Source organism: Actinomyces sp. AC-20-1 (assembly GCF_023369555.1).
GTDB lineage: Bacteria > Actinomycetota > Actinomycetes > Actinomycetales > Actinomycetaceae > Actinomyces.
This window is the reverse complement of the sequence record NZ_JACJVC010000005.1, coordinates 69,554-95,459: the sequence shown is the minus strand read 5'-3', so window position 1 is coordinate 95,459 and position 25,906 is coordinate 69,554. Positions and strand designations below refer to the sequence as shown.

General features: G+C 72.6%; 16 protein-coding genes. 8 read left to right on the top strand and 8 right to left on the bottom strand.

Annotated features, from left to right (window positions below):
- Positions 1 to 32: 32 nt before the first annotated feature.
- The 4 genes from H6X67_RS04650 to H6X67_RS04635 are packed head-to-tail and all read right to left on the bottom strand — an operon-like array spanning position 33 to position 5,154.
- On the bottom strand, positions 33 to 878 hold the full coding sequence (locus H6X67_RS04650) for an ATP-binding cassette domain-containing protein (RefSeq protein ID WP_249375518.1): 846 nt from the start codon (positions 876 to 878) through the stop codon (positions 33 to 35).
- Positions 875 to 2,647 (bottom strand): dipeptide/oligopeptide/nickel ABC transporter permease/ATP-binding protein, encoded by a 1,773-nt coding sequence (locus tag H6X67_RS04645; RefSeq protein ID WP_249368483.1) that lies wholly within the window; start codon positions 2,645 to 2,647, stop codon positions 875 to 877. Before H6X67_RS04645 ends, H6X67_RS04650 begins: the two co-directional genes overlap by 4 nt.
- Complete coding sequence (locus H6X67_RS04640; RefSeq protein ID WP_249368484.1) at positions 2,644 to 3,591, bottom strand: ABC transporter permease; 948 nt, start codon at positions 3,589 to 3,591, stop codon at positions 2,644 to 2,646. The genes H6X67_RS04645 and H6X67_RS04640 overlap by 4 nt, the downstream gene beginning before the upstream one ends.
- 39 nt (positions 3,592 to 3,630) lie before the next feature.
- A complete protein-coding gene (locus H6X67_RS04635; protein ID WP_249368485.1) occupies positions 3,631 to 5,154 on the bottom strand; it encodes an ABC transporter substrate-binding protein in 1,524 nt (507 codons plus the stop codon).
- Between the two features lie 318 nt (positions 5,155 to 5,472).
- Between H6X67_RS04635 and H6X67_RS04630 the strand changes: the two genes are divergently transcribed.
- Positions 5,473 to 6,513, top strand: coding sequence for a LacI family DNA-binding transcriptional regulator (locus H6X67_RS04630; RefSeq protein ID WP_249368486.1), 1,041 nt, complete (start codon positions 5,473 to 5,475; stop codon positions 6,511 to 6,513).
- A gap of 134 nt (positions 6,514 to 6,647) precedes the next feature.
- Here H6X67_RS04630 and H6X67_RS04625 read toward each other — a convergent pair whose 3' ends face one another.
- Positions 6,648 to 7,688 carry a LacI family DNA-binding transcriptional regulator gene (locus H6X67_RS04625; RefSeq protein ID WP_249375516.1) on the bottom strand — a complete coding sequence of 347 codons (1,041 nt, stop codon included), beginning with the start codon at positions 7,686 to 7,688 and terminating at the stop codon, positions 6,648 to 6,650.
- Between the two features lie 341 nt (positions 7,689 to 8,029).
- On the opposite strand from H6X67_RS04625, the gene rhaI reads away from it, so the two are divergent.
- The 5 genes from rhaI (at position 8,030) to H6X67_RS04600 (ending at position 16,777) form a co-directional block, all read left to right on the top strand.
- On the top strand, positions 8,030 to 9,214 hold the full coding sequence (rhaI, locus tag H6X67_RS04620; RefSeq protein ID WP_249368488.1) for an L-rhamnose isomerase: 1,185 nt from the start codon (positions 8,030 to 8,032) through the stop codon (positions 9,212 to 9,214).
- Positions 9,215 to 9,395: 181 nt separating this feature from the next.
- Positions 9,396 to 10,907, top strand: a complete 1,512-nt coding sequence (locus H6X67_RS04615; protein ID WP_249375615.1) for a rhamnulokinase — start codon at positions 9,396 to 9,398, stop codon at positions 10,905 to 10,907.
- Positions 10,908 to 10,925: 18 nt separating this feature from the next.
- On the top strand, positions 10,926 to 12,074 hold the full coding sequence (locus H6X67_RS04610) for an alpha/beta hydrolase fold domain-containing protein (protein ID WP_249368489.1): 1,149 nt from the start codon (positions 10,926 to 10,928) through the stop codon (positions 12,072 to 12,074).
- Positions 12,075 to 12,113: 39 nt separating this feature from the next.
- On the top strand, positions 12,114 to 12,941 hold the full coding sequence (locus H6X67_RS04605; RefSeq protein WP_249368490.1) for a class II aldolase/adducin family protein: 828 nt from the start codon (positions 12,114 to 12,116) through the stop codon (positions 12,939 to 12,941).
- 815 nt (positions 12,942 to 13,756) lie between these two features.
- On the top strand, positions 13,757 to 16,777 hold the full coding sequence (locus H6X67_RS04600) for a family 78 glycoside hydrolase catalytic domain (RefSeq protein WP_349305311.1): 3,021 nt from the start codon (positions 13,757 to 13,759) through the stop codon (positions 16,775 to 16,777).
- A gap of 556 nt (positions 16,778 to 17,333) precedes the next feature.
- Here H6X67_RS04600 and H6X67_RS04595 read toward each other — a convergent pair.
- Positions 17,334 to 18,641, bottom strand: a complete 1,308-nt coding sequence (locus H6X67_RS04595) for a glycoside hydrolase family 1 protein (protein ID WP_249368491.1) — start codon at positions 18,639 to 18,641, stop codon at positions 17,334 to 17,336.
- 11 nt (positions 18,642 to 18,652) lie between these two features.
- Positions 18,653 to 19,954, bottom strand: coding sequence for an MFS transporter (locus H6X67_RS04590; protein ID WP_249368492.1), 1,302 nt, complete (start codon positions 19,952 to 19,954; stop codon positions 18,653 to 18,655).
- A 172-nt stretch (positions 19,955 to 20,126) separates the two neighbouring features.
- Here H6X67_RS04590 and H6X67_RS04585 point away from each other — a divergent pair, with 172 nt between their 5' ends.
- Together H6X67_RS04585 and H6X67_RS04580 are read left to right on the top strand one after the other, a co-directional pair.
- On the top strand, positions 20,127 to 20,729 hold the full coding sequence (locus tag H6X67_RS04585) for a TetR/AcrR family transcriptional regulator (protein WP_249368493.1): 603 nt from the start codon (positions 20,127 to 20,129) through the stop codon (positions 20,727 to 20,729).
- Positions 20,730 to 20,964: 235 nt separating this feature from the next.
- Positions 20,965 to 23,898, top strand: a complete 2,934-nt coding sequence (locus H6X67_RS04580) for a family 78 glycoside hydrolase catalytic domain (protein WP_283251314.1) — start codon at positions 20,965 to 20,967, stop codon at positions 23,896 to 23,898.
- Positions 23,899 to 24,032: 134 nt separating this feature from the next.
- On the opposite strand, the gene H6X67_RS04575 is transcribed toward H6X67_RS04580, so the two are convergent.
- Entirely contained in the window at positions 24,033 to 25,868 is a 1,836-nt protein-coding gene (locus H6X67_RS04575) for a DUF5605 domain-containing protein (protein WP_249369209.1), read from the bottom strand.
- Between the last annotated feature and the right edge of the window lie 38 nt (positions 25,869 to 25,906).

Sequence of the window (25,906 nt, the reverse complement as noted above, 5' to 3'; positions counted from 1 at the left end):
GGTGCTGGTCGGTGGGTGTGACGGTGCCGGGCTCAGGCGCCGGCCGCGAGCGCGAGGCGGGTCTCACGGCGCTCCCGCTGCCTCACCGGGTCGGCCAGAGGAGCGGCCATCTGCAGGCGGCGGGTGTACTCGTGGGCGGGGCGGGTGGCGACCTGGTGGGCAGGGCCCACCTCGACGACGCGCCCCTGGTAGAGGACGGCGATCCGGTCGCTCACGCGGTTGACGACGCCGAGGTCGTGGCTGATGAAGAGGTAGGCGACGCCCGTCTCCTTCTGGATGTCGTCGAGGAGGGCGAGCACCCGGGCCTGGGTCGTCACGTCGAGGGCGGAGGTGGGCTCGTCGCAGATGATGACGGCCGGCTCCAGGGCGAGGGCGCGGGCGATGGCGATGCGCTGTCGCTGCCCGCCGGAGAACTCGCGGGCGTAGCGGCCCACCGTGTCTCCTGGCATGGACACGGCGTCGAGGAGCTCGAGGACGCGCCGGCGCGCGTGGGACACGCCGGCCGCCTCAAGCGGCTCGGTGAGGATGTCCCCGATGCGCATCGCCGGGTTGAGGGAGGTGTAGGGGTCCTGGAAGACCACCTGGATGTCGGTGGCGATGGCCCGGCGCTCGGCGCGCGAGACGTTCGAGATGCGTCTGCCGCGGAAGCGGATCTCGCCGCCGGAGACGGGGGCCAGGCCGAGGACGGCGCGCCCGATGGTGGTCTTGCCGGAGCCGGACTCGCCGACGACGGACAGGGTCTCGCCGGCGCTCAGGTCGAGGCTGACGCCGTGGATGACGGTGGTGCCCTGCCCTCGGCGGGGGCCGGGGAAGGTGACGACGAGGTCGTCGATCTCGAGCAGCGGGGTGCTCTGGCCGTCGGCGGGTGACGTGGTCATGACTCGGTCTCCATGAGCTCGACGCTGAGGGAGGAGGCCAGCAGCTCGCGGGTGTACTCCTCACGGGGGTGGGCGAAGAGGGACTCGACGTCCTGGGTCTCCACGATGTGGCCGTCCCTCATCACCGAGACGGTGTCGCACAGGTCCGCGACGACACCGAGGTTGTGGGTGACGAAGAGGACGGCGAGGCCGGCCTCGCGGGCGAGGTCGCGCAGGAGGTCCAGGATCTCGGCCTGGACGGTGACGTCGAGGGCCGTGGTGGGCTCGTCCGCGACGATGACCTCGGGGTCGCTGGCCAGGGCGCCGCAGATGAGGACGCGCTGGGCCATCCCGCCGGAGACCTCGTGCGGGTAGAGGCCCATGACCCGCTCGGCGTCGGCGATGCCGACCGAGTGCAGCAGGGTGACGGTCCGCTCCCGGATCTCCTGGCGGGACAGGGTGGTGGCGGCGCGCATGCCGTGCTCGAGCTGCTTGCCGATGGTGAAGGAGGGGTCCAGGTTGCTCATCGGCTCCTGGGGGACGTAGGCGACCTTGCGTCCGCGGGCGGCGCGCATGGCGCGGGCGTCGGCGAGCACGTCGACGCCGTCGATGTGGATGGAGCCGCCGAGCCTCAGGGCCTCCTTGGGCAGGATGCCGAGGACGGAGAAGGCGATCTGGGACTTGCCGGACCCGGACTCGCCCACGAGGCCGTGGATCTCGCCCTGGCGGATGTCGAGGTCAATGCCGTGGACGACCTCGCGGAAGCCGTCGTCGTGGGTGTAGCCGACTCTCAGGCCCCGGATGGAGACCGCGGCCCCGGGGTCCGGGGGCCTGGGCTCGCTGTCGGCGTGCTGGGCGGTGGTGGCTGCCAGGGCGTCCCTGCGCTGGCGGGAGGTGACGGTGCGGGCTCGGGCGGAGGCCTGCAGGACGTCGGACAGGGCGTTGCCCAGGAGGATGAGCGCCAGGATGGTCACGGAGATGACGGCGGCGGGCCAGACGACGGCGACCGGGTTGTTGTAGATGCCGTTGAAGGAGACCTGCAGCATGACGCCCCAGGAGACGCCTGCGGGGTTGCCGAGCCCGAGGAAGGACATGCCGGCCTCGATCCCGATGCCTGAGGCGAGGATGAAGGCGCCCTGGATGACGACGGGGGCACGCACCGCCCACAGGACGTGCCGGCCGATGATACGGGCGTCGGACAGGCCGACGACGCGGGCGGCGTCGACGTAGAGCTCGTTGCGCACGGAGACGACGACGGAGCGCACGAGGCGGTAGTAGGTGGGGGCTGTCAGCAGGCCGAAGACGGCCATCATGACGGGGATGTTCGGTCCGGTCACCGCGTACAGGGCGATGAGCAGGATGATGGAGGGCAGGGACATGAGGACGTCGGTGACGAAGCCGGCGACGGTCTCGAGGCGGCCGCGGTAGAAGCCGGCGAGGAGGCCGGTGCTCACTCCGGCTGTGAGGGAGACGGCCAGCATGATGAGACAGGAGACGACGGTCTGCCGTGAGCCCCAGATGAGCCGGGACAGGATGTCCCTGCCGGAGGAGTCGCCGCCGAGCGGGTGGCCGGGTGTGCCCGGGGGCGCGTTGGTGGCGGCGAGGTCCGTCGTCTGCGGTCCCAGTGGGGCCAGGACCGGGGCGAGGAGGGCGGTGAGGAGGACGGCCAGGACGATCAGCAGGCAGATGACCGCGAGGGGGTTGCGCAGGAGCCGGAGCAGCACGCTCGTCCCCCTCCTCTCACGGCCCGTCCTCGTGCTGGTGGTGGTCTCGGTGGTGGGGGCGCTCATCGCTTCCTCGCCTTCGGGTTGAGCAGGGTGATCGCGAGGTCTCCCAGGAAGTTGACGACCAGGACGATGACGGCGGTGACGAGGACGGTGCCCATGACCATGGGGACGTCGAAGATCTGTGCCGAGGAGTTGGCGAGCTGGCCCAGGCCAGGCAGGGCGAAGACCTGCTCGATGAAGACGGCGCCACCCAGCAGGGAGAAGACGGTGAGCGAGAGGACGGTGAGCCCGGGCGCGGCGGCGTTGCGCAGCACGTGGCGGAAGATGACGGCCCGCTCGGACACGCCGCGGGCGCGCAGCGTGCGCACGTAGTCCTTGCCGAGCTGGTCGAGGGTGGCGGTGCGGAACTGCTGGGCGGCGCTGGAGACGGCGCCGATGAGCAGGGCGGTGACCGGCAGCGTGATGGAGGCGATCCACCCGGTGAGCGACCTGTCGGGTGAGACGTAGCCGGTGGCGGGCAGGACCCGCCAGAGGATCGCGAAGAGGAAGACGAGGGCGATGGAGGTGATGAAGCTGGGCACGGCGGTGCCGAGGATGGAGGACAGCTGCAGCAGCCGGTCGGCCCAGCCACCCCTGACCGCCGCGGTGACCCCCAGCAGGACGCTGAGCAGCGCTGTGAGGACGAGGGCCACCATGACGACGGCAAGGGTGACGGGCACGCGGGTGACAAGCGCCTCGGTGACGCGCTGCCCCGTGTAGAAGGACCTGCCGAGGTCGCCGGTCAGGGCGCCGCGGCCCCAGTCCAGGTACTGGGTGAGCAGGGGGCGGTCGAGGCCGAGCTCGACCATCTTGGCGGTGACGTTGTCCTCGGTGACCTCGGCCTGGAGGCCGAGGACGGCGCGGGCGATACCGGGGCCGTTGCCGTACATGAGGGAGAAGACCACGAAGGTGACGACGACGAGGACCACCCCCGATCTCAGGAGGTTCTTCCACACGGAGGCGAGCATGAGAGGCCTTTCCTCGGTCAGTGGGCGCTCAGGCGCGGGTCACTGGAAGTCGCGGAGCTTGGGGGCCAGGCCCTCGAGGTCCGAGACGTGGGTGATGGTGACGTCGGCCGTGTGGGCGTAGAAGGCGGTCGGGTTGACCATGGGGGCGAACCATGCCTGCTCGATGATGTACTGGTTGATCTCCTTCTGGGCGGCCGCGGACTCCTCCTCGGTGCCGGTGCAGATGACGTCCCACCTGTCGTTGACGAAGTCGTCCGGCTGGTGCTCGAGGTTCCAGTAGCCGGTGTGGCGCACGACGATGTCGATGTCCTGGGCGGAGTTGCCGATGTTGCCGAGCTGCCACAGGACCACCGGGTAGGTGCCTGACAGGAGGTCCCCGATGGCGTTGGCGCCGGTGAGCGGCACCTGGGTCACGGTGATGTTGAGCTCGGCGAGCTGCTGGGTGACGTAGGGCATGAGGACGTCGTGGTTCTGGCCGTCCATGGTGGGCAGCTCGATGGCGAAGCCATCGGCGTAGCCGGCCTCGGCCATGAGGGCCTTGGCCGTCTCGACGTCGAAGGGGTAGGGGTCGGCGAGGTCGTCGATGTAGGCGGCGGAGCCGGGTCGGAAGATCTGGTGGGAGACCTCGCCGTGCCCGGAGTAGAGGGCGTCGACCATGGCCTGCTTGTCGAAGACCATGTTGATGGCCCGGCGCACGCGCACGTCCCCCAGGGCCGGGATGATCTCGCCCTTGTGGTCGGTGAGCAGCAGGCGGGTGGTCTGGCCGTTCATCTCAGCGACCTCGAAGCCGGAGCCGGTCACCTCGTCGTGGGACTGGGCGTTGACGAGGGTGCCGTCGATCTGGCCGGTCTTGAGGGCGTTGAGGGCGGCGGTCTCGGAGTCGAAGACCTTGCACACGAGGGTGGTGTAGGGGTAGCGGTCCGCGTCCCAGTGGTCCGGGTTCTTGGTGAAGGTGTAGACGGAGGAGCGGGTGGTGCCGGCCTCGTCGAGGAGGTAGGGGCCGAAGCCGACGGGCTTGTCGTTGAGGTTGCCCGAGGCGATGAGGGTCGGGGAGGTGAGCTTGACCCTGCCGACGCGGTCGGCCATGAGGGGCTGGGGCTCGGGCCAGGTGATGGTGATGGTGTGGGCGTCGGGGATGTCGAAGGTGATGCCCTGGTACATGCTGGAGGTGGCCTCGTTGGCGGCGGCGAGCTCGAAGTTGGCCTTGACGGCGTCGGCGTCGGCGACGTCGCCGTCGGAGAAGGTGACGCCCCGGCGCAGGTGGGCGGTGAAGGAGTGGTTGCCGTCGCCGACCTCCCAGGACTCGGCCAGGCCGGGCTCCATCTCCCCGACCTCGTTGACGTAGACGAGCGCGCCCCAGATGGCCTCGCCGGGCCAGCCCTGGTAGCCGGGCTGGTTGGTGGGGTCCCAGCCCTCGATGTCCGCGGTCATGCCGAGGGTGAGGGTGTCCTTGGTGGTGCTGCCGGAGCCGCCGGTGCCTGCGCTCGTGCAGGCGGACAGGGTGGCGGCGACGGCGAGGAGGCTGGTGCCTCCGAGAAAGACTCGACGGGAGACAGGGTGCATGGGTGTCCTCCTTTGGACGGCGGCCCCGGGGAGCTCCGGTGCTCCGCGACGGGGCGCGGCAGGGGAACGTTCCTTCAGGACGATGTGAAACGTTCTACACACAAGATAGAGAACGCGGCCACACCCTGTCAAGGCTCTTCTGAAAGCATTCACATGTACTCACGGGGGCCTCACCTACGAAAAGAACCCTTATTTTCTGAGCCATCCGCGCCCACGAGTGCATCCTGGCCGGCGGGCGCGCCACATGGACAGGACCTGGCGAACAGTCAGGTACGGCACCGTTCTTGTAGAACGGTCTCCTACCTTTACCATGTCCCTATGACCACCACCCGAGCCGCCGGCGCCCCCCGGCGCGCGACGATCAAGGACGTCGCCGCGGAGGCCGGCGTCTCCGTCGCCGCCGTCTCGAAGGTCATACGCAACGCCTACGGGGTCTCCGAGCAGATGCGCGAGAGGGTCAACGCCGCCATCGACACCCTCGGCTACCGCCCTCGCACCGGCGCCCGCACCATGCGCGGCTCCTCGCACACGATCGGCGTCCTGCTCACCGACTTCCAGTCTCCCTTCCAGTTCGAGGTCGCGAGCGCCATCGCCGAGCGCCTGGCGGGCACGGGCTACCAGGACCTGCTCTCCGTCGCCGGGGTCACGGCCGAGGCCTACGGCAGGCGGGTGGACGCCATGCTCGACCTCCAGGTCGACGGCCTCGTCCTCATCTCCCCGCGCATGCGCACCGAGCAGCTGCACTGGCTGGCCCGCCAGCTGCCGGTCACCACCATCGCCCTGCACGGGGAGCCCGAGGACTTCGACACGGTGGTCACCGACGAGGCGCTTGGCGCCGAGCTCATGGTGGACCACCTCACCCGCCTCGGGCACGAGCGCATCACGTACAACGAGATCCCCCGCGACCCCATCGAGATCGACCACCCTCTGTCGCAGACCGTGCGCCGCGACGGCTTCGCGGCCGCGATGGAGCGCCGGGGCCTGGTCCCCGACGTCATCGCGGCGGAGTCCTCCGAGGCGGGCGGGCACGAGCTCGCCGAGCGCTCCCTGTCCCGCAGGCACCGGCCGACGGCGGTCTTCGCCAGCACGGACCACACGGCCTTCGGCGTGCTCGAGCACCTGGAGGCCGCCGGCCTGGCCGTGCCCGGGGACGTCTCGGTGGCGGGCTACGACAACGTCCACACCTCCTCGCTCAGCCGCGTCTCGCTCACCACCGTCGACCAGTCCGGCGAGCAGACGGGCTCCGCCGCCATCAGCCTCCTGCTCGAACGGATCGGCGGGCGCGCCGACGCCCGCCATCACGTCGTCGAGCCGACCCTGGTGGTGCGCAGCACCACCGGCCCCGCCGCCGACGCCTGACGGAGCCCCGTCGCCCATCGCGAGCTCGAGGGTTGCGTCGCGACCTCGAGGGTTGCAGGCTCGAACTCGCAACCAACCCCTCGAGCTCGCGATAGCGGGCGGGGAGGGGGCGGGGAGAGGCCGGCTCAGCGGCGTCAGGCCTTGCCGACGGTCGACTCGCGCACGACGAGCTCGGGTGGGAAGACGACGTGCGCCACTGAGCCGCCGTCGGCGAGCAGGAGGTCGGCGGCCGCCCGCCCGATCTCCGCCAGCGGCTGGCGCACGCTGGTCAGCGGGGTGATGAGCTCGGCGGCCACGGAGACGTCGTCGTAGCCGACGATGGCGACGTCCCCCGGGATGCTCAGCCCCCTCTCGCGCAGGACCCGCATGGCCCCGATGGCGATCTGGTCGTTGGCGCAGAAGAGGGCCGACGGCGGCCGCGCGTCCCCCAGCAGCACCCAGGCTCCGGCCGCACCGGCGGCAGCGGTGTACCCGGCGCCGTCGGCGACGGCCTCCACCTCGAGGAGGCAGTCGGCCGGGTCGAGCCCGGCCTCCGTCAGGGCCCGGATGACACCGTCGCGCCGGTCGACCGACTGGCGCACGGTGAGCGGGCCGTTGACGAATCCGATGCGCCGGTGGCCGAGCGAGAGCAGGTGCTCGACGGCGGCCCGGGCCCCCGCGACGTCGTCGCCGGAGACGGTGGACAGCTCGGCGGAGATCGGCGGGTGGTCCATGAGGACGACGCGGATGCCGCGTCCGGCGAGGACGGCGAGGTTGTCAAGGGTGGAGGCCGACGGGGTGACGATGACGCCGCGCACGTCCATGGAGGCGAGCAGGGCCATGAGCTCGCGCTCACGCTCGGGGTCGGAGTCCGTGGAGGCGACCATGGGCAGGCGCCCGTCCTCGCGCAGGCGGTCCTCGATGCCGCGGGCGGCCTCGGTGAAGAAGGGGTTGGAGATGTCGTGGACGAGGACGCCGACGAGGGAGGAGCCGCCGTGGCGCAGGCGTCGGGCGGCCTCGGAGCGGACGAAGCCGAGCTCGGCGATGGCGCTCTCGACGCGCTCGCGGGTGGCGCCGGCGACGCGCTCGGGGTGGTTGAGCACGTGGGAGACCGTGCCGACGGAGACGCCCGCGAGGGCGGCGACGTCCTTGACGGAGGGGCGGGCACCGGCGTGGGGCGCTGACGACGTGGTCACGGGGGTCTCCAGGAACGGGGTGAGGACGCGGCCATGCTACGGCCTTGAACGTTTCATGTCGCCGCCCGCACCCGGCAGCGTCAGTGCGCACCGCCGAGCCCCGAGCCGCCGCCCGCGGGCGGGTGCGACGCGGGATGACCGCCGTCGGGAGCACACGCAACCCGGCCCCGGGGCCGACCAGCACCGGTCGTACCGCACCGTCGAGGTGGACCCCTGGCCACAGCAGACGAGGACCACCTCTTGTGAATCGGTTCATGGGGCGCTACAGTCCATCCTGAAACGGTTCAACGCCGCACCGCCGCCGTCGACAGCCGGCCGCCCTCCCACGAACGGAGCAGCACATGCCCACCCCCACCCTCGCCGACCTCAGTCCCGAGGCCCTCAGCCTCCTGAGGACCCAGTCCATCGAGCTGCCCAGCTGGGCCTTCGGCAACTCCGGCACGCGCTTCCGCGTCTTCACCACCGCGGGTGTGCCCCGCGACCCCTTCGAGAAGATCGACGATGTCGCCGAGGTCCACCGCCTCACCGGCATCACGCCCCGCGTCTCCCTGCACATCCCGTGGGACAAGGTCGACGACTACGACCGGCTGCGCCGCCACGCCGAGGACCAGGGCATCACCATCGGCACGATCAACTCCAACGTCTTCCAGGACGAGGACTACAAGCTCGGCTCTCTCACCAACGCCGACGAGCGGATCCGCGCCAAGGCCGTCGCCCACCACGTCGAGTGCATCGACATCATGCGCGCCACCGGCGCCCCCGCCCTCAAGATCTGGCTCGCCGACGGCACGAACTACCCGGGCCAGGACTCCATCCGCGAGCGCCAGGACCGCCTGGCCGACTCCCTCGCGCAGATCTACGCCCACCTGGGCGAGGACCAGCAGCTGGTCCTGGAGTACAAGTTCTTCGAGCCGGCCTTCTACCACACCGACGTGCCGGACTGGGGCACCTCCCTCGTGCACTGCCTCGCGCTGGGCGAGCGGGCCAAGGTCGTCCTCGACACCGGCCACCACGCCCCGGGCACGAACATCGAGTTCATCGTCGCCCAGCTGCTGCGCCTGGGCCGCCTGGGCGCCTTCGACTTCAACTCCCGCTTCTACGCCGACGACGACCTCATCGTCGGCTCGGCGGACCCGTACCAGCTCTTCCGCATCATGAACGAGATCGTCTCCGCCGGGGCCCTCGCCCCCGACTCGGGCGTCAACTTCATGCTCGACCAGTGCCACAACCTCGAGGAGAAGATCCCCGGAGAGATCCGCTCGGCGACCAACGTCCAGGAGTCCACCGCGAAGGCGCTGCTCGTGGACCGCGAGGCCCTCGCGGCCGCGCAGAGGGCCGGTGACGTCCTGGGCGCCAACGACGTCCTCACCGCGGCCTTCAGCACGGACGTGCGCCCGCTGCTCGCCGAGCTGCGCGAGTCCCAGGGCCTGCCCGTGGACCCGATGAAGACCTTCCTGGCCTCCGGCTACCTCGAGCGGGTACGCGCCGAGCGCGTGGGCGGCGACGCCGCCGGCTGGGGCGCCTGACCCGCCCTCGAGTGACGGGCCGACGGCGGCCGGTGCACCCCGCAGCCGCCGTCGGCCCCACCCGGCCCGCGGACCCCGCCCGGCCCGCGGACCCCGCCCGGCCTCACCGCCCACCCGGCCCCCGCCGTCGGCCCCCCATCACCGCCCCGCCAGCCGCACCCAGCCCCAGAAGGACCACCTCATGACCACCCCCCTCCACGTCGCCGCCGTCGACCTCGGCGCGTCCTCCGGCCGGGTCATGGTCGGCACCCTCGACGCCGGCAGGATCACCCTGACCGAGACGCGCCGCTTCGCCAACGGGGCCGTCCCCCTGCCCACCGGGCAGGGCGAGCGCCTGTACTGGGACGTGCTGCACCTGTGGAACGAGGTCCGCGAGGGCCTGCTCGCCGCCGTGCGCGACGTCGGGCCCCTGTCCGCCATCGGGGTGGACACGTGGGCGGTCGACTACGGCCTCGTGAGGGAGACGGGCGTGCTCGCCGGGCAGGTGGCCGCCTACCGCTCCGAGCGCACCAGGGGCGTGCCCGAGGAGGTCTTCGCACGCATCCCCGCCCCGGAGCTCTACGCCGTCAACGGCCTGCAGGTGCAGGAGTTCAACACGCTCTTCCAGCTGGTCGCCGAGGCTCGCGACGGCGGCCTGCCGGCCGGCGCCACCGACCGCCGCATGCTCCTGCTGCCCGACCTGCTGTGCTCCTGGCTCACCGGGCGCCAGGTCGCCGAGGTCACCAACGCCTCCACCACCGGCCTGGTCGACGCGCGCACCCGCACCTGGTCCCGGAGCCTCATCACCCGCCTGCGTGAGGAGATGGGGGTGGACGTCTCCGGGATCCTGCCCGGGCTCGTCGAGCCGGGCACGCCCATCGGCACGGTCCGCCCGGAGGTCCTGGACCTCTTCGGCCCGGACGGACGGCCGACGCCGGTCATCGCCGTCGGCAGCCACGACACGGCCTCCGCCGTGGCGGCCGTGCCCGCCGAGGGCCGCGACTTCGCCTACGTCTCCTGCGGGACCTGGTCGCTGGTGGGCCTCGAGCTCGACGAGCCGGTGCTCACCGAGGCCTCGCGGGCCGCCAACTTCACCAACGAGCTGGGCGTGGACGGCACGGTCCGCTACCTCAAGAACGTCATGGGCCTGTGGGTCCTCAACGAGGCCGTGCGCACCTGGAGGCAGCAGGGCCTTCAGCTGTCCTGGGCCCAGATCGACGCCGACGCCGCGGCCGCCGAGCCGCTGCGCACGGTGGTGGACATCAACGACGACGCCTTCTACGCGCCCGGGGACATGGCCACCCGCATCGACGCCTGGGCGCGCGCCACCGGCCAGCCGCAGCCGGCCAGCACCGGGCAGTACGTGCGCTGCGTCAACGAGTCCCTGGCCCTGGCCTACCGCCGGGCGGTGCGAGAGGCGGCGGCGCTGTCCGGGCGCGAGGTGCGGGTCCTGCACATGGTCGGCGGGGGCATCGCCAACGCGCTCCTGTGCCAGATGGCGGCCGACGCCACCGGGCTGACGGTCCTGGCCGGCCCGAAGGAGGGCACGGCCCTGGGCAACATGGTCGTCGCCGCCCGTGGCGCGGGGCTCATCGAGGGCGACCTGGCCGACCTGCGCCGCCTCGTGCGCGCCTCCAGCGAGATCACCACCTACACGCCCGACCCGAGCGCGGCCGCCGCCTGGGACGCGGCCGAGCGCCGCCTCTTCGGCTGAGACCGGAAGGAACCCGTCATGACCGCACCCGAGAACCCGCAGCCCGCCGCCACGCGCGACGGCGTCGCCCTGGCGCCCCTGGCCGGCGGCTTCCTGAGCCCCTACCGCGAGCGCCTGCACCTCATCGAGCGCTTCGCGGCCCCCACCGCCGAGGACCTGGCCGCCGCCCAGGCCGCGGACGAGGCCACGGCCCAGGAGGGCAACGGCGCCCCGCGCGCCACGGGCCCCTTCAGCGGTGAGGTGCTGGCCGCCATGGACGCGTGGAGCGCCCCCTTCGGTGAGCCGGAGCAGACCCACGCCGTCACCGAGGACCGTGAGATCGCCGGCCCGCACGGGCCGGTGCCGGTGCGCGTCTACCGCCCCGAGCCCGGTTGGGAGCCCACCGCTCCGGCCGTGCCCGACGGCGAGGGCCGCCTGCCGGGGCTCGTGTGGCTCCACGGCGGGGCCTTCGTCGGCGGGGACCTCGACATGCCGGAGGCCGACCTCGTGGCGCGCGGGATCACCACCCGCACGGGCGTCACGGTCGTCTCGGTCTTCTACCGGCTGTGCCACGGGGGCGTCCACCACCCGGTGCCGCACGACGACGGCTACGCGGTCTTCCGCTGGACCGTGGACAACGCCGCGTCGCTGGGGATCGACCCGGGGCGCGTGGCCGTGGGCGGGGCGAGCGCCGGCGGGAACCTGGCCGCCGGGGTGGCCCTGCACGCGCGCGACGACGCCCGCGCGGGCCTGGTCCCGGCGTGGCAGGCCCTGCTCGCCTACCCGGTGGCGCACGCCGGCCGCTGGCCCGAGGCAAGCGCTGAGCTGGCCGAGCGCCTGGTGCGGATGCCTCAGATCCTGCGCTTCCCGGCGGACGTCATGGCGGGCATGAACTCCAGCTACCTCGGGGGAGCGCTGGACGCGGCGCCGGCCTACGCCTCCGTGGGTGACGCGCAGGGCACGGCCGCCGACCTGGCCGGCTACCCCTCCACCTACATCGAGAACTGCGAGAACGACGACCTGCGCGCCTCGGGCGAGGGCCTCGCCCGCCAGCTGGCGGACGCGGGGGTCGACGTCGAGTGCGTCACCTGCGCGGGCGTGCCGCACGGGCACCTCAACGCCGTCGGCTCACCGCTGACCTCCCTGTCCCTCGACCGCTTCGCGGCCCGACTGCGCCGCAGGGCCTGACCCACGACCTTCACCACCCGATCAAGGAGCCAATCACCCATGAGCACTGCCCTCAGCCTCAATGAGATCCTCAGCCAGATGGGCGCCGCCGGGCGCCGTCTGGACCACATGGGCGCCGTCGAGGCCGGCGCCGGCAACATCTCCGTCTGCGTCGCCAAGGGCGCCGAGGAGCTGGGGCTGGCCGACCGCCTCCCGCAGGTCCACCCGTCCACCGACCTGCCGCTGCCGGCCCCGGCGCTGGCGGGCCGCACCGTGCTGGTGACGGGCTCGGGCTGCCGCCTGCGCGACGTGGCCGAGTCCCCCGAGGCGAACGTGTCCGCCTTCGTGGTGGACGAGGGCGGCCTCACGGGCACCTGGTACACGCACCCGACCAAGGCCTACGCGCGCCCCACGAGCGAGTTCAACTCGCACCTGGCGGTCCACGACGACCAGGTGTCCCAGCGGGGCGTGGGCTTCCAGGCGGTCATCCACGCGCAGCCGCCGTACCTCGTCCAGCTGAGCCACATCAAGGAGATCCGCAACACGCGGGACCTCAACCGGCGGATCCTGCGCTGGGAGCCGGAGACGATCGTCCAGCTGCCCCAGGGCATCGAGGTCCTGGACTTCATGGTCCCCGGCGGCCAGGAGCTCATGGAGAACAACGTGCGTGCCCTGCGCGACCACGTCATCGTCCTGTGGTCGAAGCACGGCATCATGGTGCGCTCGGACGTGTCCCCGCTGGCGGCGGTGGACAAGGTGGAGTACGCGGAGACGGGCGCCATGTACGAGGTGCGCAACATCCAGTCCGGGAACCTGGGCGAGGGCGTGACCGACGACGAGCTGCGGGCGGTCATCGCGGCCTTCAACGTCCCGACCGACCTGTTCTGAGCGGGCTCTCCCTCCCACACCTGTCACTCAGCCCTGGTCAGGGCCTGTCCCGGTCTCCGTGGAGGTCGCGGGAACGGCGGATTTCCGCGGATCCTTCTCCGGGTGGGGATCTCTGACTAGGGCTGAGTGACACCCGCCTCAGCGTCGCACCATTGATTACCTACCGTCCGGTCATTACTCTGGGCGTGCCGGTAGGACCAAGGGCTCAACCTCAACCTGCCGGCGCAGACAGGACACCGCACCACGAGAGGAGGGACACCGCATGATCTTCGACGTCGACCTCATGATCCGCGCCGCCGCCGCGCGCGAGCTCGAGGCTGAGAAGGCCTTCGAGGCCGAGCAGCAGAACTGAGCTCCCGCACACCCGAACCAACCACCTTCGACGCCCCCGCCGAGCTCGCTCTCGCGACAGACAAGGACAGGCGGGCTGACCGGCACCCCGGGAACCACCCCGGACGCTCTCAGGGCGAGGACAAGGATGTCCTCGCCCTTCTTGCTGTCCCACCTCATCGGGCACTGGCGTCCAGAGCGTCGACACGGCAAGCGCGCCTCCGTGCGCGAGCACGGGCTCGTCGACCCAGCCCCCTTGGCCTCGGCCGGCCGCGCCGTCCCGGGAGCCCCGCGATTCCGGACCGCAGGGCTCCCGTACGTCACGCACGGGTGCGCCCCGGCTCCGCGTCAACCTCCTCACGGCGGGCGGCACCCGGGAGCGGGCCGACCGTCCCCTCCGGGAGGTCACACCGGTAGACTCCCCACAGGTCCTGAATCGATTCACGACTGGGCCGACGCACTCGCGACACATGCCGGAGGCTCCCGTGACCGCAGCACCCGCCCACCTCACCGTCGACCACCTCAGCGCGCCCACCGGGGTCGCCGTCGAGCGGCCCGTGCTGGCCTGGCAGCCGGCGCCCGACGACACCTGCGCCCCCACCCACTACGAGCTCGAGGTCCGCCGCCTGTCCCCCGCCGGGCAGCCGCTGGAGCCGCCCGTCTGGGCCACCGGCCGCAGGCCGCAGAGCACCCCGTGGGTGACCTACGACGGCGAGCCCCTGGCCTCCGACGCCGACTACGTCTGGCGGGTGCGCACCTGGGCGGCGGCCCCCAGCGCGTCCGACGGCGGGGCCGGGCGGGACGAGGCCCGGCCGCACGGGGCCACCCCGGGCCCCTGGGTCGAGGCCGCCTTCTCCACCTCCCTGCTCCGCCCGGCCGAGGACGTGCGCACGGCCTGGGTCGAGCCCGAGCAGACGCCGGCGACCCCGGAGCCGCCCATCGACTTCGCCGCCGTCTTCGGCGAGGGCGCGGGCGACGGCGGTCCCGCCTGGGATCCGGGCGGGGCGCGCCTGCACCCCGTCAAGCTCATCCGCCAGGAGCTCGCCCTGCCCGTGCCGGCCGACCCTACCGCCCGTCTCCTGCGCGCCCGGCTCTTCACCAGCGCCCAGGGGGTCCTCGACCTCAGCCTCGACGGCGCGCCGGTGGGCGACAGCGTCCTGGCTCCCGGCTGGACCACCTACTCCCAGTACGCCGAGCTCGACGTCCACGACGTCACCGCCGCCCTGACCGGCCCGGTCCGGCCCGGCGGCACCACCGCCCCTGCCGGAGAGCAGGCCCGGCACGTCCTGGGCATCCGCCTCGCCGACGGCTGGTACGCCGGCCGCACCGGTGCGCTGGGCGAGGCGGTCCAGTACGGCGACACCCTGCGCGCCTGGTGGCAGCTGAGCCTCACCTACTCCGACGGCACCACCGCCGTCCTCGGCCCGGACGCGAGCGCCCGCACCACCGAGGACGGGCCGCTGCGCTACTCCGACATCCTCGTCGGGGAGAGGCGCGACGACCGCCGGGCGGCCGCCGTCGAGGGCTGGGACCGTCCCGGCTTCGACGAGGCCGCGAGCGCCGCCGCCGGCGCGACCTGGCGCGGGGTGCGCCTGCTCGCCCCGGTGGAGCGGCCGGACCTCACGGCCGGCCCAGCCGGCCCAGCCGGCCCGGAGACCCCGGGCACCGGCCCCCTGCCGCACCTGTCCCCCGCCACCCGCCTCGAGCCCTTCCGGGGCGCACCCGCCCGCCGGGTCCTCGAGCTGGAGGTGGCCGAGGTGCTGACGACGCCGGCCGGGGAGACGGTCCTCGACCTCGGCCAGGTCATCGCCGGGCGCGTGCGCCTGGCCGCCGTCGGCCCCGCCGGCACCGAGATCGTCCTGGAGCACTCCGAGCACCTGGCGAAGGACGGCACCTTCTTCTCCAACGTCGTCGGCCCGAACAAGGACCAGCGCGACGTGTGGGTCCTGGCCGGCACCGGCACGCCCGAGCACCCGGAGGTCTTCGAGCCGGCCTTCACCTTCCACGGCTTCCGCTACGTCCGCGTCACCGGCTACCCGGGCGCGCTCGACGCGGGGGCGGCGACCGGCGTCGTCATCGCCTCGGACCTCGAGGCGGCCGGCTCCTTCGCCTGCTCGGACGCGCGCCTGACGCGCCTGCACGAGAACGTCGTGTGGTCCCAGCGGGCGAACTTCCTGTGGATCCCTACGGACTGCCCTCAGCGCGAGCGCACCGGTTGGACGGGTGACGCCCAGGTCTTTGCCCCGGCGGCGACGAACAACGCGGACGTGCTCACCTTCCTGGCCCGGTGGTTGCGCAACGTGCGCGCGGACCAGCGCCCGGACGGCTCGGTGATGAACATGAGCCCGTGGCCACCCCTGACGGATCTCATGGAGGGGATCCCGGGCCCGGGCGGCATCACCGTCTCCGCCGGGTGGGGCGACGCGGTCATCCGCGTCCCGCTGGCCCTGTACGAGCGTTACGGGGACACCACCGTCCTGGCCGAGAACCTGGGGGCGATGCGCGCCTGGGTGGCCAAGCAGTCCCGCGAGGCGGCCTCCGAGCTGCCCGAGCGGCTGCGGGCCGACGGCGAGGGGCCGCTCTCACCCTCGGGCTGGGCGGCGCTGGACCCGGCTGAGCGCGCCCGGCAGCGGCTGCTGTGGAACGCGGGCACGCACTTCGGCGACTGGCTCACCCCCTCGACACTGGTGGTCGAGGTGCCGCTGCCGGTCATGGAGGCGCCCAGGCGCACGGGCGAGCTGGTGGCGAGCGCCTACCACGCCGAGGCGCTGCGGACGCTGGCGCGCGTCGAGCGGGCGCTGGGGCACGAGGCGGAGGCGGCCGCGCTGCGCGAGCGCTGGGAGGCAGTGCGCGAGGCCGTTGCCGCCGAGTACGTGGCGGCGGACGGGAGGGCCGGCTCGGGGCTGCAGGGCGAGCAGGTGCTCGTCCTCGCCTTCGAGCTCGTGGCGGACCCGGTGCTGCGCGGGCGGGTGGCCGACCGGCTGGCGTCGCTCGTGCGCGAGGCGGGCGACCACCTGGACACGGGGTTCCTGTCCACGCCCTTCCTGCTGGACGTGCTGCTGGACACCGGCCACGAGGAGAGCGCCTGGGCGGTGCTCATGCAGGACACGCTGCCGTCGTGGCTCTACGAGGTCGAGGAGGGGGCGACGACCATCTGGGAGTCCTGGGCGGCGGTGCTGCCGGACGGCACGGTGGGGACGATGTCCTTCAACCACTACTCGCTGGGGGCGGTCGATGACGTCCTGTTCCGTCGGGTGGCGGGCCTGGCCCCGGCCGCGCCGGGCTTCTCCCACGTGCGCGTCGCGCCACTGACGCAGGGCCCGCTCAGCTGGGCCGAGGCGACGCGCCGGACCCCGTACGGCGAGGTGCGTGTGCGCTGGGAGCGCGAGGCGGACGGTGCCGTCTCCTACGACGTCACGCTGCCGGCGGGTATCACGGGCGAGGTCGTCCTGGCCGACGGTTCGGTGCACGGGCTCCCCTCCGGCCGGACGCTGCTGACCGTCTGACCGGCTGGGCCTGGCACCGGTGAACCGGGCTGCAGCGGACGGGCGGGGCGGCCGGTTCGGGAGGTGGCACGCTCATAGCGCTCACGTGATCTCAACGACCCGGGTTTTTCGCCGGCATCCCGGGCTTCTGCTCTCACCTCGAGAACAGCCGCCCCGGCTCCCGTGTGCGTGAGTGACACGCACGCACACGGGAGCCGGAGGGTGCCACACCCCCGAGCCGGGAAACCGCGGGATCATGCGGATCGTACGAGCTTCCCCCTCGCACGAGCGTGCAACCCGCAGTGGCGGGCGGAGAGCCAACAGCCTCGGTGCCGGTCGCGGGCCGCCCAGGCCGGGCGGGGCGGGGGCTCCCGAGGCGTGGCGGACCTGGCGGGAGCAGCCCGAGGAACGAGGGCTGCGGATGGTAGCCGAGCGGCGTCCTACCCCGCCCAGCCCACGAGGGCCGGCCCCGCAGCACGACGGCGGCCGGCCACCTCCTCGAGGGAGGCGACCGGCCGTTGCCCGTGCCGTGGGCTGGGGGAGGTCGCCCCCGGTCCCGACCACCACCGCTGTCGGCTCAGGCGAGCACTGCCCCGTTGGTGCGGGCGATCTCGCCGAGCAGGTACGCGGACTCCTTGGGGGTGCGCTCCTGGGTGGCGCGGTCCACGGCGATGATCCCGAACTTGGGGCCGTAGCCGAAGATCCACTCGAAGTTGTCCATGGCGGACCAGCACATGTAGCCGGAGACGGGGATGCCGTCGGCGATGCAGCGGCCGACCTCCGCGATGGCCTTGCGCAGGAAGTCGACGCGCTGGGTGTCGTCCTCGGTGTTGAGGCCGTTCTCGGTGACGATGATCGGCACCTTGACGGTGTCCCAGGCCTGGCGGATGACCGCGCCGATGGCCCAGGGCCAGATCTCCTCGCCCTGGGGGTTGAGGACGGAGCCCTCGGGGGCGGGGGCGGGCCCGTCGGCGCCGAGGAGGGTGCGGTTGTAGGTCTGGATGCCGACGAAGTCGTCGCCCTCGCTCACCCGCAGGTAGCGCAGGTTGTTCTCCTCGATCATCCTCGCCACGCGCTCCTCGCCGCCGGGGGCGGCGTGGAAGTCGGAGTTGGCCAGGGTCCAGCCGACCCTCATCGAGGGCTTGACGGCCTTGATGGCGGCGACGGCGGCCTTGTGGGCCGCGCACTTGACCTCGAAGGACTTCTCGGTGGCGGTGAGCTGGAAGCCGGCGACCTGCTCGGCGGGGATGCCGAGCGCGCGGCCGGCGCCAACCCACGTGGGGTTCTTGACGCGGTCGGCGGGGTCCTTCTCGGCCAGACCGAGCTCGCCCAGGAGGATGGCGAGGTTGGGCTCGTTCATCGTGCAGGCGGTCTCGAAGAGGTCGCCGAGCTCCTGGGTGACCTTGGTGGCGAAGCGGGCGAAGAGGGCGGGGGTCTCGTCGGACTCCCAGCCGCCCTTGGCGATGAGCCACTGGGGCGAGGTGAAGTGGTGGTAGGTGACCACCGGGGTCAGGCCGTGCTCGTGGCAGGCGCGCAGCATGTCGCGGTAGTGCTCGATGGCGACGTCGGAGAACTCGCCCTCGGCGGGCTCGATGCGGCTCCACTCCAGGGAGAAGCGGTAGGCGTTAAGACCCAGCGAGGAGAGCAGGGCGATGTCCTCGCGGTAGCGGTTGTAGTGGTCGCAGGCGTCCGCGGAGGACTCCTTGTACATGGTGGGCGTCACGTGCTCGTAGAGCCAGACGTCGTTGCCCACGTTGCCGCCCTCGACCTGGTGGGAGGCGGTGGCCGTGCCCCAGAGGAAGCCCTCGGGGAAGGTGACGGGGACGTCGGCGGTGCCCAGGGGGTCGGTGACCTCGGTGTTGGACAGGACCTGTGCTGTGGTCATGGGGTGGTTCCTTACTTGACGCCGCGCACGAGCGGCATGAGGAGGGCGCCGACGAAGACGAGGGCGGCGGCGGTGCCCCACAAGAGCGGGTAGTTGTTGGAGGCCGGGCCGAGCAGGGTCGGGGCGATGGCGGGCACGAGGACGTTGCCGAGGTTGAGGGCGAGTCCGAAGACGGCCATGTCCTTGCCGGCGTCCGCCTCGTTGGGCAGGACCTTGGCGCACAGGGCGAGGTCGACGGTGAGGTACATGGGCTGGCCGACGGCGAAGACCAGCCAGGCGATGGTGAAGCCGGTGATGGTGGTGGAGGTGGCGGCGATGATGAGGCCGGCGGCCATGATGATGGCGGCGAGGGCGACGAGGGGACGGAGCATGCCGAGCTTGTCGGAGACCCAGCCGGAGCCGATGAAGACGATGATGGAGACGGGGGCGCTCATGAGGGACAGACGCCCGGCCATGGCGCCAGCCTCGGCGGGGCTCATGTGCAGGCCGATGATGAGGTAGAGGACGAAGAAGCCGAGAAAGGCGGCCATGCCGGCGCCGGCGAGGAAGCGGGAGAGCCAGACGATGCCGAAGTTGGGGTGCTTGACCGGGTTGACGAACATGTGGGCGAACATGTCGAGGGTGCCGCCCTGGGGGATCTCCTCGCGGCCGTGGCGGGGGTCCTTGTAGAGGACGAGCAGCGGCAGGGCGCAGATGATGGCGAGGACCGGGGGCACGGTCATGAGCAGGACGGTGGAGATGTCGACGAGGGCTCCGGCGATGTAGGCGCCGGCGCTCATGGCCAGCGCGCCGCACAGGCCCATGAAGCCCATGATGCGCCCACGCATGTTGCCGGGCACGCCCTCGACGGGGATGACGGAGTAGGCGTTGAAGCCGGCCTGGGCGGAGGTGATGCCGATGATGTAGGCGGCGATGATGACGACGGAGCTCGTCGAGGTGCCGATGATGAAGAAGCTCGTGAGGGCGACGAGGTAGCCGCCGATGATCCAGGGGCGGCGGCGGCCGAAGCGCGAGAGGGTGCGGTCGCTCAGGGCGCCGACGATGGGGACGACGGCGAGCATGAGGAGGGCGGACAGGGAGGTGGCACGGGAGTAGACGAGGGTGGCGAGCTCCTCGTCGATGACGCTCAGGCGCAGCTGGAGGGCCGTGCCCATGCCCATCATCATGATGTAGCCGCCGATGGCGGCGATGAGGACGAGCCAGATAGTTGTGCGGGGGTTGCCGAACTTGCGGGTGACGGCCTCGAGCTCGGCGGCGTCGAGGGCGGCCTGATCGGGCTCGGTCCCGGTGGTGGTCTCAGTGGGGTTGCTCATCGTTCGTCCTTGAGATGAGGGGCCGACGGCGGCGTCGGCGTGGGCGGGGCACGGTGAGGTCCGTGCGTGGTGGTGCCACCATAAACTGAAGTTGCACCACATTGTATGAGATCTACATCTCACCCATAGTGGGGCACTTTGCCAGCGCTAGGCTGCCCCCGAAGGAGGGGCCATGACCACCACCCCCGTCCCCCCGCCGGACGGCCGCACCCGCTACGCCAACGGGGAGCGCCGTCGCGCCGAGATCGTCGAGGCCGCCTCCACCGTCTTCGCCGAGCAGGGCTTCCAGAACCTCTCACTGCGCCAGATCGCCGACGCCATCGGTGTCAGCCACACGCTCCTGCGCCACCACTTCGGGCGCAAGGAGGCGATCCTCGAGGCCGTCCTCGCCCGCCGCGAGGAGAGGGACAAGGGCTGGCGCACCGCGCTGTTCGAGGAGCACGGCGTGCTCGACGCCATCCCCCTCACCATGGCGCGCAACGCCACGACCCCCGGCCTCATCCAGCTCGACACCCTCATGCACGCCGAGGCCGTCAACCCCGAGCACCCGGCCCACGAGTACGTCGTCGGACTCGCCCACCGCTTCCGCGCCCAGCTGACCGCGGACCTGCGCGCCGAGCAGGAGGCCGGGCGCGTGCGCGCCGACGTCAACATCGAGATGGCAGCCCTGTGCCTGGCCTCCCTCATCGAGGGGGTCCAGGTCGAGTGGCTGCTCGACCGATCGGTGGACATGGCGGCCGTCGTCGGGTCCTTCGTCGAGCAGCTGCGGGCCTGAGCCCGGGCGCGACGCCGGGGCCCAGTCCCGGCCCCTGAGCCCTCGCGCTGAGACCTGACGAGAAGCATCAGGCCCCAGCGCGAGGGCTCAGGGCCGACGGGAGGCGCATGAGGGCACCGCCCACCGACGGAGCCTCAGGGCATTCTCAGGCGCACCGTTGACGTGAGCCCGCCCATGGCCGTAGCGTCACCCGCACACCGCCACTGAATCGGTTCAACGACGACCCGGAGACCCCATGACCAGCCAGCCCACCACCCTGCTCACCGAGCCCGCACCCCAGCCGCACGACGCCGTCGGCCCCCTGGCCGCCCCCGTGCGCCTGCGCGCCGACCACCACCGTGCCGGCTCCACCGTCCTCGGCGGCACCGGCGCCACCCCCGCCCTGTCCTGGGAGGTGCCCACGGCGCCCGCCGGCTGGGCGCAGACCTGCGCCGAGGTCGAGGTGACCCGCGGACCCGTCGGCGGCCCCACCACCACCGAGACCGTCACCCTCGACGGACCCTCCGCCCTCTTCCGCCCCTGGCCGCTGGCCCCCCTCAGCTCCCGCGAGCGCGCCGTCTGGCGGGTGCGCGTCACCGGGACCTCCACCAGCTCCACCACAACCACCTCCGGCTGGTCCGAGCCCGCCGTCGTCGAGACCGGCCTGCTCGAGCGCTCCGACTGGAGCGCGCGCCCCGTCACCGCCCCCGGCAACACCCGCACCGACGCCGCCCCCGTCCTCGTGCGCCGCCTCACGGTCCCCGAGGGCACCACCACCGCCCGCCTGCACCTGACGGCCGGCGGCACCTACGAGGTCTTCATCGACGGCGTCAAGGTCGGCACCGACGAGCTCGCCCCCGGCTGGACCGAGTACCGCGACCGCTTCCTCGTCCAGACCCACGACGTCACCGCCCCCCTGTCCCCGGGCGAGCACGAGGTCGCCGTCGTCCTCGGCAACGGCTGGTACCGCGGCCACCTCACCTGGGCCAAGCGCGAGGCCGTCTACGGCGACCGCCTCTGGCTCCTCGCCCAGCTCGAGCTCACCGGACCCGACGGCACCACCACCGTCGGCACCGACGACCAGTGGGCCTGGCGCCCCTCGAACGTCACCGCCAACGACCTCTACGACGGCCAGGACGTGGACCTGCGCCTGCCCACGCTCGGCTCCCGCACCGACGAGGCACCCGTGGAGGTCCTGCCCCTGCCCGAGCAAGCGCTCGAGCCCACCACCCTCGAGATGCCGACCGTCATCGGCGAGGTCGCCCCGGTCGAGGTCATCACCACCCCCTCGGGCCGCAAGGTCCTCGACCTGGGCCAGAACCTCACCGGCCACGTGCGCCTGACGGTCACCGGTGAGGCCGGCAGCGTCCTCACGCTGCGCCACGCCGAGGTCCTCGAGCACGGCGAGATGGGCATGCGCCCGCTGCGCGGGGCCGCCTGCACGGACCGGGTGACGCTCTCGGGCGGTCACGACGTCGTCGCCCTCACCCTCACCCAGCACGGCTTCCGCTACGTCGAGGTGGACGGCTTCGACGGCGACGACGAGGCCCTGGAAGCGGCCGTCACCGCCCGGGTCGTCTCCTCCGGCATGGAGCGCTCGGCCTGGTTCGACTCCTCCCACGAGCTCGTCAACAGGCTCGTGGAGAACACGCGCTGGTCCACGATCGACAACTTCATCACGGTGCCCACGGACTGCCCGCAGCGCGACGAGCGCCTGGGGTGGACCGGCGACATCGGCGCCTTCGCGCCCACGGCCCTGTCCCTGTACGACGCCGCCGGCTTCCTCGCCTCCTGGACGAAGGACCTCGCCTGGGCGCAGACGCCCGACGGCGCCATGCCCGTCGTCTCCCCGGACATCCTGGACGGCACCAAGCTCACCTGCGCCTGGGGCGACGCCATCACGCTGGTGCCGTGGGCCGCCTACGAGGCCACCGGCGACCCGGCGCTGCTCGAGGCGACGGTCGAGGCCATGGCCCGCTTCGTCGACGGGGTGGCCGAGGTGGCCGGCAGCTCGCGCCTGTGGCGCGGCGGCTTCCAGTTCGGCGACTGGCTCGACCCGGACGCCGCGCCCGACAACCCGGCCGACGCCAAGGCGGACCCGGACGTCGTCGCCACCGCCTACTTCGCACGCAGCGCGGCGATCACCGCCCGGGCCTACGCGGTCCTGGGTGACGAGGAGCGCTCGGCCCACTACGAGGCGCTGGCCGCCGAGGTGCGCCGGGCCTACCTGGACGCCTACGTCACGGCGGACGGGCTCATGCTCTCCGACTGCGCGACCGTGTACGCCCAGGCCCTGGCCTGGGACCTGCTCGACACGCCGCGGCGCGTGGCCGGGGCGGGTCTGCGCCTGGCGGACCTCGTGCGCCTGCGCTCCTTCCGCATCTCGACGGGATTCGTCGGCACGCCCCTGGTGCCGGCCGCCCTCGTCAAGGGCGGCCAGGCGGCGACGGCCGTGCGCCTCGTGCTCGAGAGGCAGTGCCCGAGCTGGCTGTACCCGGTGACGATGGGGGCGACGACGATCTGGGAGCGCTGGGACTCCATGCTGCCCAACGGGGACATCAACCCCGGTGAGATGACCTCCTTCAACCACTACGCGCTCGGCGCCGTCACCCAGTGGCTCATCACGGACCTGGCGGGCCTGGACGTGAGCGCGCCGGGCGGGACGGCGCTGCGCATCGCACCCGTCGTCGGGCACGGCCTCACCCGCGCCTCGGTGGTGAGACGGCTGCCGGTGGGCACCGCCCGCCTCGCCTGGGAGCTCGACGGCGAGAGGCTGAGAGTGAGCGCCGAGGTGCCGGTGGGCGCCAGCGCCGAGCTGGCCCTGCCGGGGGCCGAGCCCGAGACGGTGGGCCACGGCCGCCACGAGCGCACGGTGACGGTCCCGGCGGAGGTCCTGGGCCGCGCCGGCGCCCCGGTCCTCACGGTGCGCGACCTCATCGACGACGAGTCGGCCTGGGCCCGGGTGGTGGAGGCGGTGGCCGGCACGCACGGCGCCTACATGGCGGACCCGTCGTCGACGCTCACGCACTTCCTGGCCAAGGAGCTGAGCACGACGGCGAGGATCGTGCCCGGGGCGGCGACGATGTACGGCTTCATCCCGGGGATGGAGGAGGTGGCGGCCGCGCTGACCACCACCATCGACGAGGTGGCCCCGCAGGCCGCCGAGGTCCCGGCCACCCAGCGCGGCTGAGCCGACTGAGCCGCCCTCCCCCACGCGAGCTCGAGGGTTGTGTCACGAGTTCGTACCCGCAGGTGTCGAGCTCGCAGCACAACCCTCGAGCTCGCGATGAAGAACAGGGGAGTGGGGCCGACGGCGGGTGCGCCTCACTCGCAGCGCACGCGCACGGCCATCCAGGCCCGGCCCGGCAGCGCCACCTCCACGCGCCCGCCGGCCCCGGTCGCCACCTCGTCCACCGTCATGGCCCAGGTGTCGATGATGTCAACCGCGGCGCTGCGGCCCTCGGGCACCGTCACCGTCATCGTGCGGGGCTGGCGGGCCCCGAGGTAGGCGAGCTGGTAGGCGCCCGGGTCGCCGGCGTCCACCCCCGTCGTCGGCCCCCATCCCCCGCGGCCGACCAGCCGTCCCGACGGCGCCGCCTCGACCAGGGTACGAAGGAAGGCGATCCGCTCCCAGGAGGCGCCCTCGAGGTCGCCGCCGTTGGCCCACCAGATCCACTCCTCGTGGAAGTAGGTCTCGCCGTGGGTCATGCCGGCACCGGCGAGCACGCCCTCCCAGAAGCGGCGCAGCCCCTCCTGGGCGGTGAGGTTGCCCCAGTCGTGCTCGAGGTCGCCCTCATAGCCGTACTCGTCAACCACCACCGGCTTGCCGAACCGGGCCGCGAGCTCGCGGACCTTGGACGCCATCTCGAAGCCGCCGCCCTGGAAGGACACGTGGCTCACCCACTCGGCGGAGGCGTCGAAGGGCCCCGCGATGTTGTGCACGCTCACGGGGTGGCCGACCGGGTCCTCCTCGACGACGACCCTCCCCAGGCGCTCCCAGTCCTCGGGCCGCTTGGCGGGCAGGAGCTCGTACTCGTTGGCCATGGACCAGAAGACGTTGGGGAAGGCGGACAGGCGCCGCACGACGTGACGCAGGTAGGACTCATCCATGTCCGGGCTCATCTCGCTGAATCCCCAGCGGTCGTAGGGGTGGAGGAGGATGAGGTCGGCCACCACCCCGCGGCGCCCGAGCTCGCGCACGGCCTGCTCGAGCAGGTCGAAGAAGCCGGGGTCGAAGGTGTCCCAGTCCCACTTCCTCTCGCCCGCACCGGCGCTGGCGAAGGGCACGCGCTGCGGCACGGAGCGGTTGAAGTCGTAGTGCTTGGGGAAGACGCACATGCGGATCTTGTTGAAGCCGGACCGGGCCAGCGCGGCCAGCGTGCGCTCGCGCAGGTCCTCGCTGGAGTAGATCCAGGCGTAGGCGGTGGTTCCGAAGGGCGTGTAGGCGGCGCCGTCGGCGTGCTCGAAGTGCCCGTCGACGACGCGCACGGGCCCGTGCTGGGCGCACAGCCCCGCCCCCTCTCGGGCCGGTCCGACGGCGATGACCGCCTCGAGCGGGTCGGCCGCCTCGATCCCCTCCACCCGGACGGACCACTGGCCGGCCGCCTCCGGCAGGAAGCGGCCGATGAGGGTGTCGTCGCGGTCGTGGAAGACCCGCGAGCGCACGGTGACGCCGTCCGGTCCGGTGGCGACGACGGAGACCTCCCCGGCGGCCTCGACGTCGGCCAGCAGCCGGCCCGCCCCGGGCACGACGAGCGCGACGTCGACGGGCTCGTACAGGCGGGCCTCGGCCGTGACCATGATCCGGGCGCCCGCCTGCTGCTCGGCGCTCAGGCGGGCGAGGGGGCGGGCCGGGCGGCGCTGCGGGTAGACGGTGGGGTCCTCGACGGCGGCGAGGTCGGCGAGGACGGCCGCGCGCAGGGGGCTGTCCTCCCCGAGCGCCAGGCCGAGCAGCACGCCGACCGGGAACTCGGGGTGCTCCTGGGCAAGGCCGAAGTCCCCGACCCAGGGCAGGTGCCGGGTGAGGACCGCCCTGGCCTCCTGGCTGTCCATGAGGGCGCCGATGGAGGTCGCGGCGCTCACCATGCGCCGCCCCTCCGGCTCCGGGGCTCCGACGGCGGTCGTGAGGTCGCCAGTCATGGCGCTCTCCTTGGGACTCATGGTGCTCTCCTTGTGCGACGTCGACGTCGACGTTGTGG

What these genes read in the sequence shown, in the direction of transcription:
- H6X67_RS04650 (WP_249375518.1), bottom strand. Translation starts at nt 878, where the DNA reads ATGACCACGTCACCCGCCGACGGCCAGAGCACCCCGCTGCTCGAGATC.
- H6X67_RS04645 (WP_249368483.1), bottom strand. Translation starts at nt 2,647, where the DNA reads ATGAGCGCCCCCACCACCGAGACCACCACCAGCACGAGGACGGGCCGT.
- H6X67_RS04640 (WP_249368484.1), bottom strand. Translation starts at nt 3,591, where the DNA reads ATGCTCGCCTCCGTGTGGAAGAACCTCCTGAGATCGGGGGTGGTCCTC.
- H6X67_RS04635 (WP_249368485.1), bottom strand. Translation starts at nt 5,154, where the DNA reads ATGCACCCTGTCTCCCGTCGAGTCTTTCTCGGAGGCACCAGCCTCCTC.
- H6X67_RS04630 (WP_249368486.1), top strand. Translation starts at nt 5,473, where the DNA reads ATGACCACCACCCGAGCCGCCGGCGCCCCCCGGCGCGCGACGATCAAG.
- rhaI (WP_249368488.1), top strand. Translation starts at nt 8,030, where the DNA reads ATGCCCACCCCCACCCTCGCCGACCTCAGTCCCGAGGCCCTCAGCCTC.
- H6X67_RS04615 (WP_249375615.1), top strand. Translation starts at nt 9,396, where the DNA reads ATGACCACCCCCCTCCACGTCGCCGCCGTCGACCTCGGCGCGTCCTCC.
- H6X67_RS04610 (WP_249368489.1), top strand. Translation starts at nt 10,926, where the DNA reads ATGACCGCACCCGAGAACCCGCAGCCCGCCGCCACGCGCGACGGCGTC.
- H6X67_RS04605 (WP_249368490.1), top strand. Translation starts at nt 12,114, where the DNA reads ATGAGCACTGCCCTCAGCCTCAATGAGATCCTCAGCCAGATGGGCGCC.
- H6X67_RS04595 (WP_249368491.1), bottom strand. Translation starts at nt 18,641, where the DNA reads ATGACCACAGCACAGGTCCTGTCCAACACCGAGGTCACCGACCCCCTG.
- H6X67_RS04590 (WP_249368492.1), bottom strand. Translation starts at nt 19,954, where the DNA reads ATGAGCAACCCCACTGAGACCACCACCGGGACCGAGCCCGATCAGGCC.
- H6X67_RS04585 (WP_249368493.1), top strand. Translation starts at nt 20,127, where the DNA reads ATGACCACCACCCCCGTCCCCCCGCCGGACGGCCGCACCCGCTACGCC.
- H6X67_RS04580 (WP_283251314.1), top strand. Translation starts at nt 20,965, where the DNA reads ATGACCAGCCAGCCCACCACCCTGCTCACCGAGCCCGCACCCCAGCCG.
- H6X67_RS04575 (WP_249369209.1), bottom strand. Translation starts at nt 25,868, where the DNA reads ATGAGTCCCAAGGAGAGCGCCATGACTGGCGACCTCACGACCGCCGTC.